Genomic DNA, 14,119 nt, shown 5'->3' on the forward strand with positions numbered 1-14,119 from the left:
CGCCTCTTTATCCTCGGGTTCACAGGTATGAGTATGAAGATCCGCCAGAACGCTCGTCACTTCGCCTCGAGAAAAGCCCTCGAGACGCCCGTGGTCCGATCGGTCGCCAAGTCGGGCCTCGTCCGGATGCATACGAAGATCTTCACCAAAAAAGCCGATCCCGCCCACGCCGAGGAGCGAAAGCCGCGACTGGACGCTTTCTTCGCCGCCACGATGGACACTTATCTGGCCGCTTTACAGAAGGGGTATTCGGAGGCCGAGGCGCGCGAAATCACCCATATCCAGTCGAACTTCGACTTCTACAACCACGGCTGGACGGAGATGATGGAGTTTCCCGGCGACGAACTCGAAGAGCACTACGAGCGCTACGCGGACTTCTTCGAGACATGGGGGATCACCATCGACGATCCGCTCGGCGAGTTCGAACCGTCGGGCGGACTGCCGGACGCGCCCTCGACGCCGGAGCGCCTCGAGAACCCGGACCACCCCCACGCCGCGGGCGGATTCGCCGACGACGTGTACGTCGAAACCGACGACGGCGAACTGATCGTCGGCGGGCAAGACGAACCGGCTAGCGACGAGGTCGACGTCAGCGGTGCGGTCGGCATCGACGACGACGCGGTCGACACCGAGACTGACAACACGGACGGCGGTGCTGTCGGCGACGGGAACTCCAACTAGGTGCGACGAGCAACGAAACCACTGAACCGAAGCCGACGTGGGCAACGAGTTCGTCGTCGACGCCCCGTGGCCGAGTACGCTGTTCACTTCACCCGTACCAGAAACCGCTCACGTCCCGCGGTTGGCATCGCTTACTATCGAAGTTGGTGAGACTAACCCAGCCATAACAATGGCGAGTATTGATATTGTCGAGAATATGGATAGACGTGCGTATCTGGCGATGACAGCGTCCGCAACGACAGCGCTCTGTCTCGCGGGCTGTGCAGGATCGGAACCGCTCGACTCGAGCGACACGGATTCCAAGGATGGAGGAACCGCGGACCCCGGAGACGTGACTCCCGCGTCGGGAGTCGTCGAACCCGGCTCCGAGGACGACTTCGAAGACCTCTCTGCGTGGAGCGAAGACGCGGGATCGCTCTCGGCCGACAGCGACCGCTCGCTCATCGGGAGCCAGAGTGCGTACCTCGAGGTCGGCTCCTCGGCGACGATCGGCCGACTTTCCAAGACGTTCGACGAACCGATCGACGTGTCGAACGTCGTGCCGGGCGTTGCGATCACCGCAGAGTCGGTGGTCTCGCCTTGGATCCGACTGGTCGATGAGAACGGTAACCGCATCGACTACCGACGGACGGTAACCGGCGGTATCCCGTTCATGCGCTACAATTTCGGGATCAACGACCTCGACGACTCCTTCGACGAAACGGCAGTTACCGAAGTCCATCTTCAGCTCTGGACGGCAGAAGGAACGAAGCGAGGAATCTGGTTCGACGACTTTCATTTCGTCCCGCGGCCGGAGACGGGCAAGGTGATGATCCAGTTCGACGACACGCACGTCACGGATCACAGCGAGGCGATGCCGCTGCTCTCGGAGTACGGCTACGGGGCGGTGACCTTCGTCAACCCGAACTACGTCGGCAAGGAAGTCGACAGCTACGAGCGCTTGAGCGAGGGGCAACTCGCGGACCTCCACGACGCCGGCTGGTGTCTGAGCAATCACACGGAGACGCACGCGAACATGCCGACGCTCGACCGGGACGAGCAAGAACGGGAGCTTCGCAACGGGAAGGTCTGGCTCGAGGAGCGCGGCTACGACGAGGGAGCGAGATACTTCGCGTACCCGTTCGGGAAATTCGACGCGACCACGGTCGAACTCGTCGACGAGTACCACGAAATCGGCTTCGCCGGCGGCCACCCCGTGCAGGGATACACCTCGAACACCGCACTCGCCTCCCGCATCAGCGAACCCGACAGGGAACAGGCGGAAATCGCGTTCGAGCGAACCGCACGCATGCCGGGAATCACGTGCGTGTTCTACCACGAACTCGAGGGCGAGTACCGAACCGACTTCGAGGACATGCTCGAGGTACTCCACGAATACGAGTCCGCCGGCGAAATCGACGTAATTCTGCCTCCGGATCTCGAACGGGACCTGCTATTCTAAAGCGGGAAGCGGACGATTTAACATGAGCAGTGAACGAACCGAGCGATCGGTCGCGTTTCCAAGGGGCTAAGTGGTCCGGGCGACGCGGTTTTGGTACTCACTCCCACCGCTATGGCTCTGAACGCGAACGACCGATCCATCGCAACCTTCACGATGGCCGCACACGCGCTAGTCCACTGGTTCGAAACGTCGATCCCGATCTTTCTCGTGGTCTGGCTCGCCGAGTTCGACATCAGCGTCGCGCTGGTCGGCGTCGTGGTCGCGCTCGGTTACGCCCCGTTCGGTATCGGCGCGCTTCCGGGTGGGATTCTGGCGGACAAGTACGGCCCGCAGCGGTTGATCCTCTGTTGTCTCCTCGGAATGAGTCTCTCGTTCGTCGCGCTCGCGGGTGCGGCGGTCGTCGATTCGATCTACGCGGTCGCGGTCGGCCTCGTTCTGTGGGGTATCACCGCGAGCGTCTACCACCCCGCCGGACTGGCGCTCATCAGCACCGGCGTCGACGACCGCGGAACCGTCTTCGCCTGGCACGGTATCGCCGGCAACGTCGGTATCGCGCTCGGGCCGTTCGTCGCCGCCACGCTCTTGATCGTCCTCGACTGGCACGTCGTCGCCGCGATACTCGCCGTTCCCGGCTTCGTCGCCGCGCTGTACGGCCTGCAGGCGAACTTCGATCCCGTTGCCGCCGTCGAGGACGACGTGGACGCCGGCCCCGACGAGGCCCTCTCGCTTCCGGAACTGATCTCGAGTACGCGCACGCTCTTTGCGAGCGCGTTCGCGATCATCTTCGTCATCGTCGCCTTCGAAGGGCTGTACTACCGAGGGATGCTCACCTACCTGCCCGAGATCCTCAACGGGTTGCCGGCGACTCAGGGCATCGAAATCGCGCCCACGCTCGAGCGCTACGACATCGATCCGGAGTTTTACATCTACGTCGGCCTGCTGGTGATCGGAATGGCCGGCCAGTACGTCGCGGGGAAGCTCATCGACCGTATCTCACCGGCGCGGGGACTGGCGGCCAGTTTCGCGATTCTGACCGCGCTCGCGCTCGCGTTCGTTCCGGTGACAGGGATGGGATTAGGGCCGCTCGTCGTCCTCTGTGGCGTGTTCGGGTTTTTCCTCTTTGCGATCCAGCCGTTCTACCAGAACGCGGTCGCCGTCTACACGGGTGCCGATAGCCGCGGGCTGTCCTACGGCTACACCTACCTCGGCGAGTTCGGCATCGGAGCGGCGAGTATCGCAGTCGGCGGCCTCGTCCTCGGCATCTCCGAGACCGGCTTCTTCCTGACGATCGCGACGTTTTCGGTCGCCGGAGCGGTGCTCGCTACGGGACTCGTATTCGGACTCGATCGACTCTACACCGGCGATACGACGGGCTCCGGGCAGGCGACGGACGACTGAGATCGAACATGTGAGAGCCGACGGCATCCTCGGGTGCAGTCAACAGTCCGCAACCGTCGCCGTCTTCGTTCGCTACCTTTTTGCCTGCACTCTGGGAATGAATCGTCATGCTCACCGTGCGGGCACCTGCGACGAGCGCGAATCTCGGGAGTGGCTTCGATGTCTTCGGCGTCGCTCTCGAGACGCCCGCCGACGTCGTCCGGGTCGAACGGGCGCGAGAAACCACCATTTCGGTGACGGGCGCTGGCAGCGAGTTCATCCCCGAGGATCCGGAGGGAAACACCGTCGGTGCGGTCGCCAAGGCCCTCGACGCACCGGCGCGCATCGAAATCGACAAAGGGGTTCGTCCGGCGTCGGGACTCGGCTCCTCGGCCTCGAGCGCCGCGGCGGCCGCCGTCGCGTTGAACGAACTCTACGACCGCGGTCACTCGCGCAAGGAACTCGTCCCAATCGCCGCCGAGGGTGAGGCGCTGGTTTCGGGCGAAGCCCACTCGGACAACGTCGCCCCGTCACTCCTTGGCGGATTTACCATCGTGACCGACGACGGCGTCACGCAGGTCGACACCTCGGTCCCGCTGGTCGCCTGCCTCCCGGAAACCGCCGTCTCGACGCGTGACGCACGCGGGGTCGTCCCCGACGAGGCCGCCCTCGATGACGTCGTCTCGACGGTCGGTAACGCGGCCACGCTCGCCGTCGGAATGACCCGCAACGATCCGGAACTCGTCGGTCGCGGGATGGACGACGACATCGTCACTCCCCAGCGCACCGCCCTCATCGACGGCTACGACGACGTTCGCGAGGCCGCCCTCGAGGCGGGCGCGACCGGCGTCACCGTAAGCGGTGCCGGCCCGGGCATCCTCGCCGTCTGCGATCGATCCAGTCGGCGCGCCGTCGCCGGGGCGATGATCGACGCGTTCGACGACAACGACATCGAAAGCCGAGCCTACCAGACCCAGGTCGGTTCGGGCGCGACGCTGTACCGCGATTGACTCGCTGGGAACGAGTTCGCTGGGACAGACGCGAATCGACGCCCTTCTCGCCGTGATTTCGCTCGCAGCCTTCGGACTCGCGTTCGTTTTCGTCGAGGCCTCGATTTCGACGCCGTTTTTTGCCCTCGGAAGCGCCGCCACGGTCGCGTTCGAACTGGCGGCGCGTCGAGACCCCGAGACGGTTCGAGACTACTGGGAACGACCGGGAGTTGCGAGGTCCTGCGGACCTCGAGGCGGAGCGGCGAAGCCGCGGAGTCCGTCCGGCATCGCTCGCCGCTGCGCTCGGGATCGCCGGAATTGGCGCAGTCCTCGCCCCCTCGAGCGTGCTCTCGGGCGGTATCGGGGCGCTGGTGGCATATCTGCTGGTTCTCCTACTTGTCAGTATCGAGTAGAATACGGCCTGAAAACGACCGGTTCGTCGCAGCAACTTCGATCGGCTCGAGCGATTCCCTCGTTAGACGCCCCGACCCTGCAACTGCTCCTCGTCGGGGAGGTCGACGTTCGCGTCGCCTTTCATGCTCTTGCCGAGGTTCTTCGAGATCTCGGCGAGCGTTTCGGGATCGTCCCAGTTGTTCGTCGCCTCGACGATCGCTTCGGCCATCTCCGGCGGGTTCTCCGCGCCGAAGATACCGCTGCCGACGAAGATGCCGTCGCACTCGTGGTGCATCATGAGCGCGGCGTCGGCGGGCGTCGCGATGCCGCCCGCAGCGAAGTTGACGACCGGAAGTCGACCCATCTCCGCGGTTTCGTGGACGAGTTCGGCCGGCGCTTCGATCTCTCGAGCGTAGGCCTCTCGCTCCTCGTGGGACATTCCCTCGATCTTCCGGATCTCGCCTTTGATCGTTCGCTGGTGGTAGACCGCCTGGTTAACGTCGCCGGTGCCGGCTTCGCCCTTGGTCCGGATCATCGCCGCGCCCTCGCCGATCCGGCGGAGGGCTTCGCCGAGGTTTCGCGCGCCGCAGACGAAGGGCGCGGTGAACTCGCGCTTGTCGATGTGGTAGTCGTTGTCCGCCGGGGTGAGCACCTCGCTCTCGTCGATCATGTCGACGCCGACGGTCTCTAAAATTTGGGCTTCCTTCGTGTGTCCGATCCGGGATTTCCCCATGACGGGAATCGAGACTTCCTCGACGATTTCCTCGACGTCGGCGGGGTCCGCCATCCGGGCGACGCCCCCGCGTTTCCGGATGTCCGCGGGGACGGCCTCGAGCGACATCACGGCCACGGCACCGGCGTCTTCGGCGATCCGGGCCTGTTTGGGGTTGACGACGTCCATGATGACACCGCCTTTTTGCATCTGGGCGAACCCGCGCTTGACGAGGTCCGTCCCGCGTCGTAGCTCCTCGAGATCGGTCGTCTCGGTCATGTCGAGGCGTTCGAACGCGCTGTACTTACGCGTGTCCTTTGGCCGTTCTGACTCGATCGGAGGTTCGTTACCTGCGTGCGGTACCAGTGGGTGGTGTGGCGACAACTCAGTGCGCGAATTGCTCACCGTAGATTCTACCAGTTGAGAGAGCTATTCCGAGACTCGTGCGAGATACAGGGCGCGTATCGCGCAGCGGGGAGAACTTATTCGTCCCCGAAGAATTATATCAATCAACCACAATTTTCGACCCATGGGACGAGTTATCTCTTCATATATGAAATCACTCGAACGGTGGAGTCGGACGCTATTTCTCCTTGGTGGGGTAGTCCTAGTCGCTTACGCGGTGAGCCTGGCCGCCATCGGTCTCATGGATATGTCTTCCCCACGAACCATCTTCGGTGGTGCTGGATTCACTCTCGCTTTCCTGGGCCTCTTCGGGTTGTGCTCCGGGCTCACGGACCGAAGTCCCCAGTTGGCACACGCCGGTAGTATCTTTGCAGTCCTCGGCGCGCTAGGATTCACTCTGGCGTTCGTGTTAGGTATCGCTGAGTTCGTGGGGATAACGTCGCCAGCCTGGGTTAAAGTCGCCCTGCTACTGAATAACGTCTGGACTATCCTCGGATTTCTTCTCGTCGGTATCACAAGCCTGCGGACTGACGCATACCCACGGTCCCTCGGAGTTCTATTATTCGTGCCGGCAGTCCTCTTCGCTGCGAATACAACCCGTATAGCGTTCTTGGGTCTGTGGACTCCCTCGTGGGCACCATTCCTCCTCGGAAGTCTGCAGGCCATGACCATGCTAGCCATTGGCTACTCTCTCCATGATCAGTCCACTCCGACCGAGCCTGCGGAGCGACCGATCGATAGAACTGCGTGAAATTACATCGGGCTACCCCACTTTATTGGCTCTCTGCTGTATGCTGATCCAGTACTGAACTGCTGAATTCACCCTCTGGATCTTGCGCGACCCTTGTGACAACTACTGTAGGAATTGGCAACCAGTCCGGTCACTCTGTTGTCTGTACTTACCGCGGCTTTCACCCACAAACAGAGTGCTACATTCGGATCTTCTGAGACTGGCAACCGGCGTAACGCCTGCGGGTGCGGGCTCGAGCGCCTACTCGAGTAAATCCCCCTCAACGTGACAGCCACAGGGGTAGGCGGTGTGATACGCCGGAACGAGTTGCACGACGGCAGCAACCGGCAGGCCACAGTTCGGGCACTCGGGCTGAGAGGACGGCGGTTCGTCGGTCACCCAGACGCCGTGGCTCGTCGCGACGAGCGAGATGCCCCGAACCTCGAGGCGGACTTCGACCGCGTCGCCGCCGGACTCGAGCAGCCGGGCGAGCGCTTCGGGGTCGAACTCCCGACCGAGTTGGTAGGCATCTGGAGGAACGCCCTCCTTCTCGAGGGTGCGAACGATGTCCACGACCAGATTGTCGGTCGATACGGTCATCGCTCGCGCCTCCCCTCGAGTGGGTGTGCAGTGCTCGGCGGTGCGGTCGCCGTCGCTAGTGGTGGTCGACTTCGATTCGTCTGTCGGACGGGATGTTTAAGCCCGCGGAGAAGATATCCAATCATGGCAACCGATCCATTGAGCGGTCGGAAGCCACGTCTCGGGTGCTTGACCCACCCGGGGCATTTCAATACGAAACGTCCCCATGCTGCGGAGTGTGTGGCTTCCATTCGATGCAATGACCTGTAGTGTCATATAACTACTGTTTCAGGCCGGGAATAATGTGTCTTTGAGAGATGTGTGGAGCCGTCCGACTTCGACAGTACGGGCTGCTCGAGTGCTCGAGAACACCGCTATCGCTGGCAACTAGGATTTACACGTCCTCCCCAACCGATTCGCTCGTTCGTACACTCACTCGCTCATCCCTCGCACGAGTGGCACTCGCGGGTCGCGAATAGCGACCCGCTCTCGAGCGCGCGCCACTGTACGTGGCTTTGTTGGTATCCGGTACTCCCTAAAATCGCACCAGGCGTGAAAGTGAAATGACCCTCGACCGCTATCGTTTTGGGGGTTCCGCTCATCGCGTCGGACAATGTCCGCGACGAGTCGGTTGCCCGACCGAACGCCGCTGCCGAAGTATTTCGCGCCCGTTCCGAAGGTGATCGAGGATCTCGGACTGCGACTGGCGTGGGTCGTCGTCGCGGTCAACCTTCTGGGGACCGCGTTCGGCTTCTGGTACTACAGCGGGCAGTTCACCGAGACCGCGACGATCATGTGGCCGTGGGTCCCTGACAGCCCGCTGGCGACGCTGTTTATCGCGCTGGCGATCGCCTGCTGGAAGCTCGGTCGCGAACAGGCCTGGCTCACCGCGCTCGCGTTCGTCGGCAACATCGTCCTCGGCCTGTGGACCCCGTTCACCCTGCTGGTCTTTGCCGACGCGTACGCGGGCCTGCACTGGGCGATGTACAACTTTTTGTTCTGGAGCCACCTCGCGATGGTCGTCCAGGCGCTGGTGCTCTATCGCATCACCGACTTTCCGCTCTCCGCCGTCGCCGTCGCGGCCGTCTGGTACGGCAGTAACCTCATCGTCGATTACTTCGTCCCGATCGTCGGCAACCCCCATCATACATCGATCCCCGTCGCTCGAGACACCGAGCTATTCCTCGAGGCCGACGCGCTGGGTGTTATCGCCGCCGGTGAAGTGACGTTCACGTTCGCCGCCGTCTTCCTGGCGCTGGCGATCCGGATCAAACTGTGTGAACTGGGCCGACTCGAGCGCGGGCGGACCGAGACCTGAGCGCTCGAGAACGGCCGGTCACTCGCGGCAGGGGTGGACGAGGTCGTCGGTTTCGGCCAACTCGAGGTAGGGATCGAGTTGCTCGCAGCCGGGCAATCGTTCGACTCGTTCGGTGGTCGGATCGTAAGCAACGACCTCCGCCTCGACCAGTTTCGGTAAGTGGGTGTGGTGCAGTCCCGTACTGATTCGCTCGCGGTCGTCCGGACGCTGGGTGCCCTCGCGGTGGGCGATTCCGTCGGCGAGTTCCTCGATCGACACCGCTCCAACTCGTCGGGAGAGAAAGTACAGCGCGTGGCGTCTCCGGCGGTCGAGCAACAGGTCGAAGATTTTGTTCGGCGGGAGGGATACGTCGTCACTTCGGTGGTCGACGTCCGTGGTATCTGAGTTCATGGGTTCCTATACTCGGCCTACGCGGCGGCTGGCGAGCGATCGTCTCGAACCGACCTCAGCTGAGCACAGTACTCGATTGGCGGACGGTTTCATAACCTTTCCCCAACTACCATTATCCCCTGAAAGTAAGGCTCACCCATCCATTACGACGCGGTTCGATACCCCTCGAGCGCCGTCGGCGTACGCTCACTCGGGTTCGAGCCCTGTCGTCGCATCCGACGGCGTCCCCTCGCCGTCTTCCTCGCCACTCGCCGTCGGCCGGCGCTCGATTCGGACGGTCCAATCGGGGACGGAAGACGGTTCGGAGACGAACACCCACTGTCGCTCGATCGGAACGCCGCTCGCGAACGCCTCGAGAATAAGCGATTCGAGGTCGCGTTCGAATTCGGTGATCGCCTCCGCGGTGTCTTCGTCGTAGTAATTTGCTGCCATAGCGTCATCGGTGTACGGCAAGTCGTACACTCCGCTATCCTAGCTAGCTCGAGAATATAAACTCGCCGTCAGGAACGACTGACAGACGGAACCGCTGACGGGTAGCCGATCCCGGCGGGTTTTCCCGCCGCGCGCACGCCAGAGCGGCCCACCGCCTGCGATCGGCATTAGTCTTCGTTGTCGACGATGATGACCGCCGACTCGGTCTCGAGCATCTCACCGTCGCCAGAGTAGGTTCGCTCGAGCGAAACCTCGAACAACTCGTCCTCGAGTTCCTCGCCCGCAACGCGCAAGACGCCAGCATCGTCGTCGATCTCGTACTCGCCGCTCTCGATCCCCGCGTCGATGTCGCCGACCTTCGAGCCGTACTTCGGCCCGAGCGTGGAGTAATCCAGATCGATCGAGGCGACCTCGGTCGAGATTTCGGGTTGGCTCTCGAGGACTTCGAGATCTGCGACGTGCATCACGTCCCGAACTGCGTTCTCGAAGCCGCCGATCGATCCGTAGACGGCGACGGCGTCGAGTTCCTCGTTGAGCGGTAGCTGGCGCTCGCTCTTGTAGCGTCTGAGCGCCGAGATGACCTCCGTGGCCGTTTCGCCGGCCTCGAGGTCGGCCTCGTACCCGCGCGGTTCGGGCCACTCTCGCCGGTGGATGCTCTCGAGGTCGTCGCCGTCTGCGGCGCTCGTTTCGCCCGCATAAACGGCTTGCCAGATCTCCTCGGTCACGTGAGGCAAGATCGGTGCCCACAGCTCGAGGAAGGTCCGGTGTGCCGTTCGCAAGGCGTACTGGGTCGATGGATTGTCTTCCCGGGTCTTTGCGATCTCGAGGTAGTCGTCACAGAAGGTGTTCCAGAAGAACGTTCGCAGGCGGTCGCGAGCCTTCGCAAACTCGTAAGCCTCGAGATATTCGGTGAGGTCGTCGATGGCGTCGTCTAACTCCGCGAGCAGCCAGCGGTCGATCGCCTCGAGTTCGGCCGGCTCGTCGGGGGCCCGCGGGGCGAGCGTGTCGACGAGTTTCGAGGCGTTCCAGAGCTTCCGGAGGAGCTTCTCGCCCGCCCGGAGGTCTTTCTCCTGGTACGGGAAGTCGTCGCCGACCGCGGCGTTTGCCGCCCAAAAGCGGATGGCGTCGACGGGGTACTCCGCGAGCACGTCGTCGGGATCGACGACGTTGCCGCGGGATTTGGACATCTTCTCGCGGTTTTCGTCCAACACGTGGCCGTTGATCAGCGTCGCGTCGAAGGGCACCTCGCCGGTGTGCTCGTAGCACTTGACGATGGTGTGGAACAGCCAAAAGGAGATGATGTCGTGGCCCTGCGGGCGCAGATCGAACGGGTAGAGTTCGGGACTGTCCATCTCGAAGGACTCGCTCTCGGCGTCCCAGTCCCAGCCGGCGTTGATCAGGGGCGTGAGCGAGGAAGTCGCCCACGTGTCGAAGACGTCCTCTTCAGGTTCGAACGCGTCGTTGCCACACTCCGGACAGCTGTCAACGGGCGGCTCATCCGAGAGCGGATCGACGGGAAGATCGGCCTTCTCGGCGATGACCGCGTGGTCACAATCCGTGCAGTACCAGACCGGGAACGGGATCCCCGAGTCGCGCTGGCGGGAGATCAGCCAGTCCCACTCGAGGCCCTCGATCCAGTGGCGATAGCGGGTGAACATCTTCTCGGGGTACCACTCCATCGCTTCGCCGGCCTCAAGGTACTCGTCGGTGTGATCCAGCACTTCGACGTACCACTGCTTGGAGACGCGGTACTCGACGGGCGTGTCACAGCGTTCGTGGACACCGACGTCGTGGACGATCTCGCGCCGGTCGCGGAGGTGGCCCGCCTCGTCGATGTCCTCAACGATCGCTTCTCGAGCCTCCTCGGTGGACAGTCCCTCGTAGTCGCCCGCCAGGTCGGTCATCGTCGCGGTCTCGTCGATCGCGACCCGCAGCGGCAGGTCGTGGGCCTGGTACCACTCGATGTCGTTCTGGTCGCCGAAGGTACAACACATCACGACGCCGCTGCCTTTCTCCATGTCGACGCGGTCGTCTTCGATGATCGGAACCTCGTGACCGAACAGCGGGACTCGAGCCGTCTCGCCGACGAGATCGCGGTTGTCCTCGTCGTCGGGGTGGACGAAGACCGAGACACAGGCCGGGAGGAGTTCGGGCCGGGTGGTCGAGATGACGAACTCCTCGCGCGGTGGGTTCTCCCCGGTAAGTCCGAACGCGATGTCGTTGAAGTGCGAGTGGCGCTCGTCGTCTTCGGTCTCGACCTGGGAAATCGCGGTCTCGCACTCGGGACACCAGATCGCCGGCGCTTTTTTGCGATACTCGCGGCCCTTCTCGTAGAGGTCGATAAAGGAAAGCTGGGAGATGCGCTGAACGCGCGGTTCGATCGTCTTGTAGGTGTGATTCCAGTCGATCGAACAGCCGAGCGACTGCATCTGCTCGGTGAACTCCGCCTCGTACTTCTGGCAGACTTCCCGGCAGCGTTCCTGAAACTCCCGGCGCTCGAAGTCCTGGTGGCGAATGTCCAGGTCTGACTCGGTCAGACGCTCGCTCGCGATGCCGTTGTCGTCGTACCCGAACGGGAACAGCACCTCGCCGTCGTACATCCGTCGGAAGCGGGCGGCGAAGTCCTGCAGCGTCGAGCCGTAGAGGTGGCCCATGTGTAGGCTCCCCGACACCGTCGGCGGCGGCGTGTCGATGGCGTAGACGGTGTTCGGATCGCGCTTCGGATCGCCGTCGTAGGCGTAGACGTCCTCGTCGACCCACTGGCGCTGCCAGCGCGACTCGACCGTCTCCGGCTCGTACCCGCCCTCGAGATCCGGATCGTCGAACGAACGTTCGGCTTCGGCGTCGCCGTCGGTCTCGGGGTTCGGGGTCTCCGTGCTCATGCTCTCACCGCCCGCGGCGGGCGTCGTCGATGCTGTCGGTGGCGCTGTCGTCGAAATCGGAGTCGGTGTTCGAACATCGGTAATACCAGTCGTTACTCGCCTGAATCCAGTCGTGAACAATACATCCGTCGAAACGGGGTGGACAGGAGGGCCTAGGACGGCCCTACGAAAACGGCGGCCGGCGGATCGGTCGCCCCTCGATACGTCCTGAACGCGAAATCGGCCATACGCAATAGTTCCTCGACCGACCGAGTTATGTGTTTCGCGTCCGGCGGCGCGAACCGAATCGGGCCGCTCGGCTCAGCGATTAGGGGCAACTATTGTATAGGAGATAGCCATAAGTAATTCGTATGCCTTCCACCGACACCCAACCGATCAGTCGGGAAACAGCCTACCGCCTTCTTTCGAAGTCCCGGCGTCGACACCTCCTCACCCTGCTGTTCGAACTCGAGGAAGAATCGCTCGAAACGCTCGGCCGGAAAATCGCCGCCAGAGAGACAGACGAGTCCCCAAGCGACGTCCCAGAGCGAACGTACACTCGGGTCGTAACGGCGTTGATCCACTGTCACATCCCTTATCTGGCTGACTACGGACTCGTCGACTACGACCGTGAGACGCGGACGGTAACCCTCGAGACCGCCGCTCGAGAGCGGTTTCCGTTTCAAACGACAGAAGAGCAGTTTTTCACCTCCCTGGCGGATTGACGGGATACTGAACCGAAACCAGCCGCATCGGGCCGCTCACTCCGAGAGCACGTCGTCGGAGTGCGATCGAACCCACAGCTCGCCGATCCGCGAGAGTCGCGTTCGGTAGGACTTTCCGTGTTCTTCGCGCTCTATGTACCCTTTCCCGCCCGGACCGAGTCGATCAACGTTGTAGATGACTTTCGAACGAAAGCTATCGGTGTACTCCTCGTTGAGTTCTCGAGCTAACGCCTCGGCCAGTTCCGACACGGAGGCGAACTCGCCGTCCTCGCCGAGTTTGTACAGGATGAACTCCTCGAAGGGTTTGACGTTCGAAAACGACGCCACCGGCAGTTCGACGATGTGCGAACCGTCTATCTCTTTCGCACCGATCGTCGTCCCCCGCTCGTCGAACTCCGAGAGCAGGTCTCGAGCGCTCTCGAGTCGATTCACGATTCGATCGCGGTCGACGCCGTCACCTGACTGATCCACTTCGGCGCGGTCAGCGCCGTTGATCGGTTCATCATCGAGAAGTTCCTCGAGCAGGGTCGACTGCCGGCGTAGCTCTTCGGCGAGTTCGGTCTCGAGGTACTTTTCCGGGGCGGTGTAGTAGGTGTGAATCTGTTCGCGTTCGTCCTGGCGCTCGACCATCAGCGAGTGGGCGGCGTTTGCGAACGCGAAGCTCACGGTTCGGGGCATGGCCGCGATGTTGACCCAGACTTCGTTCCCGTTATCCAGTTCGTTCGTTATCAGGTCGTAGGCCTGTTCGAACGCCGCGTCGTAGTCGTAGACGTTCTCGAGGACGAACCGATCCGTGCTCGCGCCGAGTAAGTTCTCGAAATCCGCCTCGAGCTTGCCCGAGAGGTGTCTCGAGTACTCGACGTTGGCCTCGCTGCCGACGGCCCCCTCGAGGAGGATGACTCGATCGACGTCGATCTGATCGCGAACCAGCGGGGCGATCAGCCGATCGTAGTCGAATCCGACCGGAACGATGTGCGTTTGCATAGGGTATACTTCGTCGGAGTCATTATGAATCCCGGGACGTTCGATCGCTCGACTGCAAGCGGAAAAAGCAGGTAGTGTCGCGTAAATCGATATCTCGGATCG

General features: G+C 62.5%; 14 protein-coding genes. 8 read left to right on the forward strand and 6 right to left on the reverse strand.

The window, feature by feature from the left end:
- The first annotated feature begins 33 nt into the window (after positions 1-33).
- The 5 genes from HALLA_RS11375 (at position 34) to HALLA_RS11395 (ending at position 4,901) form a co-directional block, all read left to right on the forward strand.
- A complete protein-coding gene (locus HALLA_RS11375; RefSeq protein ID WP_049953466.1) occupies positions 34-681 on the forward strand; it encodes a DUF6149 family protein in 648 nt (215 codons plus the stop codon).
- Between the two features lie 196 nt (positions 682-877).
- Entirely contained in the window at positions 878-2,122 is a 1,245-nt protein-coding gene (locus HALLA_RS11380; RefSeq protein ID WP_049954098.1) for a polysaccharide deacetylase family protein, read from the forward strand.
- A 111-nt stretch (positions 2,123-2,233) separates the two neighbouring features.
- Positions 2,234-3,520, forward strand: coding sequence for an MFS transporter (locus HALLA_RS11385; protein ID WP_049953467.1), 1,287 nt, complete (start codon positions 2,234-2,236; stop codon positions 3,518-3,520).
- Positions 3,521-3,627: 107 nt separating this feature from the next.
- A complete protein-coding gene (locus tag HALLA_RS11390) occupies positions 3,628-4,509 on the forward strand; it encodes a homoserine kinase (protein WP_049953468.1) in 882 nt (293 codons plus the stop codon).
- Positions 4,510-4,628: 119 nt separating this feature from the next.
- A complete protein-coding gene (locus HALLA_RS11395; RefSeq protein WP_049953469.1) occupies positions 4,629-4,901 on the forward strand; it encodes a hypothetical protein in 273 nt (90 codons plus the stop codon).
- Between the two features lie 62 nt (positions 4,902-4,963).
- On the opposite strand, the gene pdxS is transcribed toward HALLA_RS11395, so the two are convergent.
- Positions 4,964-5,872: a pyridoxal 5'-phosphate synthase lyase subunit PdxS gene (pdxS, locus tag HALLA_RS11400; RefSeq protein ID WP_049953470.1), complete on the reverse strand. Its 909-nt coding sequence runs from the start codon at positions 5,870-5,872 to the stop codon at positions 4,964-4,966.
- A 250-nt stretch (positions 5,873-6,122) separates the two neighbouring features.
- Here pdxS and HALLA_RS11405 point away from each other — a divergent pair, with 250 nt between their 5' ends.
- The gene (locus tag HALLA_RS11405) at positions 6,123-6,749 is read left to right on the forward strand and encodes a hypothetical protein (RefSeq protein WP_157231365.1); all 627 of its coding nucleotides are present in this window, start codon (positions 6,123-6,125) and stop codon (positions 6,747-6,749) included.
- 240 nt (positions 6,750-6,989) lie between these two features.
- Here HALLA_RS11405 and HALLA_RS11410 read toward each other — a convergent pair whose 3' ends face one another.
- Complete coding sequence (locus tag HALLA_RS11410) at positions 6,990-7,328, reverse strand: hypothetical protein (RefSeq protein ID WP_174887878.1); 339 nt, start codon at positions 7,326-7,328, stop codon at positions 6,990-6,992.
- Positions 7,329-7,920: 592 nt separating this feature from the next.
- On the opposite strand from HALLA_RS11410, the gene HALLA_RS11415 reads away from it, so the two are divergent.
- Entirely contained in the window at positions 7,921-8,625 is a 705-nt protein-coding gene (locus tag HALLA_RS11415; protein WP_049953472.1) for a DUF1405 domain-containing protein, read from the forward strand.
- Between the two features lie 18 nt (positions 8,626-8,643).
- Here the strand turns inward: HALLA_RS11415 and HALLA_RS11420 are convergent, their stop codons facing one another.
- The 3 genes from HALLA_RS11420 to HALLA_RS11430 all read right to left on the reverse strand — a co-directional run bounded on the left by HALLA_RS11420 (position 8,644) and on the right by HALLA_RS11430 (position 12,329).
- Positions 8,644-9,015: a DUF7344 domain-containing protein gene (locus HALLA_RS11420; RefSeq protein ID WP_049953473.1), complete on the reverse strand. Its 372-nt coding sequence runs from the start codon at positions 9,013-9,015 to the stop codon at positions 8,644-8,646.
- A gap of 186 nt (positions 9,016-9,201) precedes the next feature.
- A complete protein-coding gene (locus tag HALLA_RS11425; RefSeq protein WP_157231366.1) occupies positions 9,202-9,447 on the reverse strand; it encodes a hypothetical protein in 246 nt (81 codons plus the stop codon).
- Between the two features lie 167 nt (positions 9,448-9,614).
- Positions 9,615-12,329, reverse strand: coding sequence for a valine--tRNA ligase (locus HALLA_RS11430; protein ID WP_049953475.1), 2,715 nt, complete (start codon positions 12,327-12,329; stop codon positions 9,615-9,617).
- A 350-nt stretch (positions 12,330-12,679) separates the two neighbouring features.
- On the opposite strand from HALLA_RS11430, the gene HALLA_RS11435 reads away from it, so the two are divergent.
- Complete coding sequence (locus HALLA_RS11435) at positions 12,680-13,033, forward strand: DUF7344 domain-containing protein (RefSeq protein ID WP_049953476.1); 354 nt, start codon at positions 12,680-12,682, stop codon at positions 13,031-13,033.
- Positions 13,034-13,069: 36 nt separating this feature from the next.
- On the opposite strand, the gene HALLA_RS11440 is transcribed toward HALLA_RS11435, so the two are convergent.
- Entirely contained in the window at positions 13,070-14,017 is a 948-nt protein-coding gene (locus tag HALLA_RS11440; protein WP_049953477.1) for an HFX_2341 family transcriptional regulator, read from the reverse strand.
- Between the last annotated feature and the right edge of the window lie 102 nt (positions 14,018-14,119).

Origin of the sequence: Halostagnicola larsenii XH-48, assembly GCF_000517625.1 — an archaeon.
GTDB classification, from domain to species: Archaea; Halobacteriota; Halobacteria; order Halobacteriales; family Natrialbaceae; genus Halostagnicola; species Halostagnicola larsenii.

Bases quoted from the DNA above. Each gene is read 5' to 3' on its own strand.
- HALLA_RS11380 (WP_049954098.1), top strand. From the start codon at position 878: ATGGATAGACGTGCGTATCTGGCGATGACAGCGTCCGCAACGACAGCG.
- HALLA_RS11405 (WP_157231365.1), top strand. From the start codon at position 6,123: ATGGGACGAGTTATCTCTTCATATATGAAATCACTCGAACGGTGGAGT.
- pdxS (WP_049953470.1), bottom strand. From the start codon at position 5,872: ATGACCGAGACGACCGATCTCGAGGAGCTACGACGCGGGACGGACCTC.
- HALLA_RS11390 (WP_049953468.1), top strand. From the start codon at position 3,628: ATGCTCACCGTGCGGGCACCTGCGACGAGCGCGAATCTCGGGAGTGGC.
- HALLA_RS11375 (WP_049953466.1), top strand. From the start codon at position 34: ATGAAGATCCGCCAGAACGCTCGTCACTTCGCCTCGAGAAAAGCCCTC.
- HALLA_RS11430 (WP_049953475.1), bottom strand. From the start codon at position 12,329: ATGAGCACGGAGACCCCGAACCCCGAGACCGACGGCGACGCCGAAGCC.
- HALLA_RS11385 (WP_049953467.1), top strand. From the start codon at position 2,234: ATGGCTCTGAACGCGAACGACCGATCCATCGCAACCTTCACGATGGCC.
- HALLA_RS11425 (WP_157231366.1), bottom strand. From the start codon at position 9,447: ATGGCAGCAAATTACTACGACGAAGACACCGCGGAGGCGATCACCGAA.
- HALLA_RS11440 (WP_049953477.1), bottom strand. From the start codon at position 14,017: ATGCAAACGCACATCGTTCCGGTCGGATTCGACTACGATCGGCTGATC.
- HALLA_RS11435 (WP_049953476.1), top strand. From the start codon at position 12,680: ATGCCTTCCACCGACACCCAACCGATCAGTCGGGAAACAGCCTACCGC.
- HALLA_RS11410 (WP_174887878.1), bottom strand. From the start codon at position 7,328: ATGACCGTATCGACCGACAATCTGGTCGTGGACATCGTTCGCACCCTC.
- HALLA_RS11420 (WP_049953473.1), bottom strand. From the start codon at position 9,015: ATGAACTCAGATACCACGGACGTCGACCACCGAAGTGACGACGTATCC.
- HALLA_RS11415 (WP_049953472.1), top strand. From the start codon at position 7,921: ATGTCCGCGACGAGTCGGTTGCCCGACCGAACGCCGCTGCCGAAGTAT.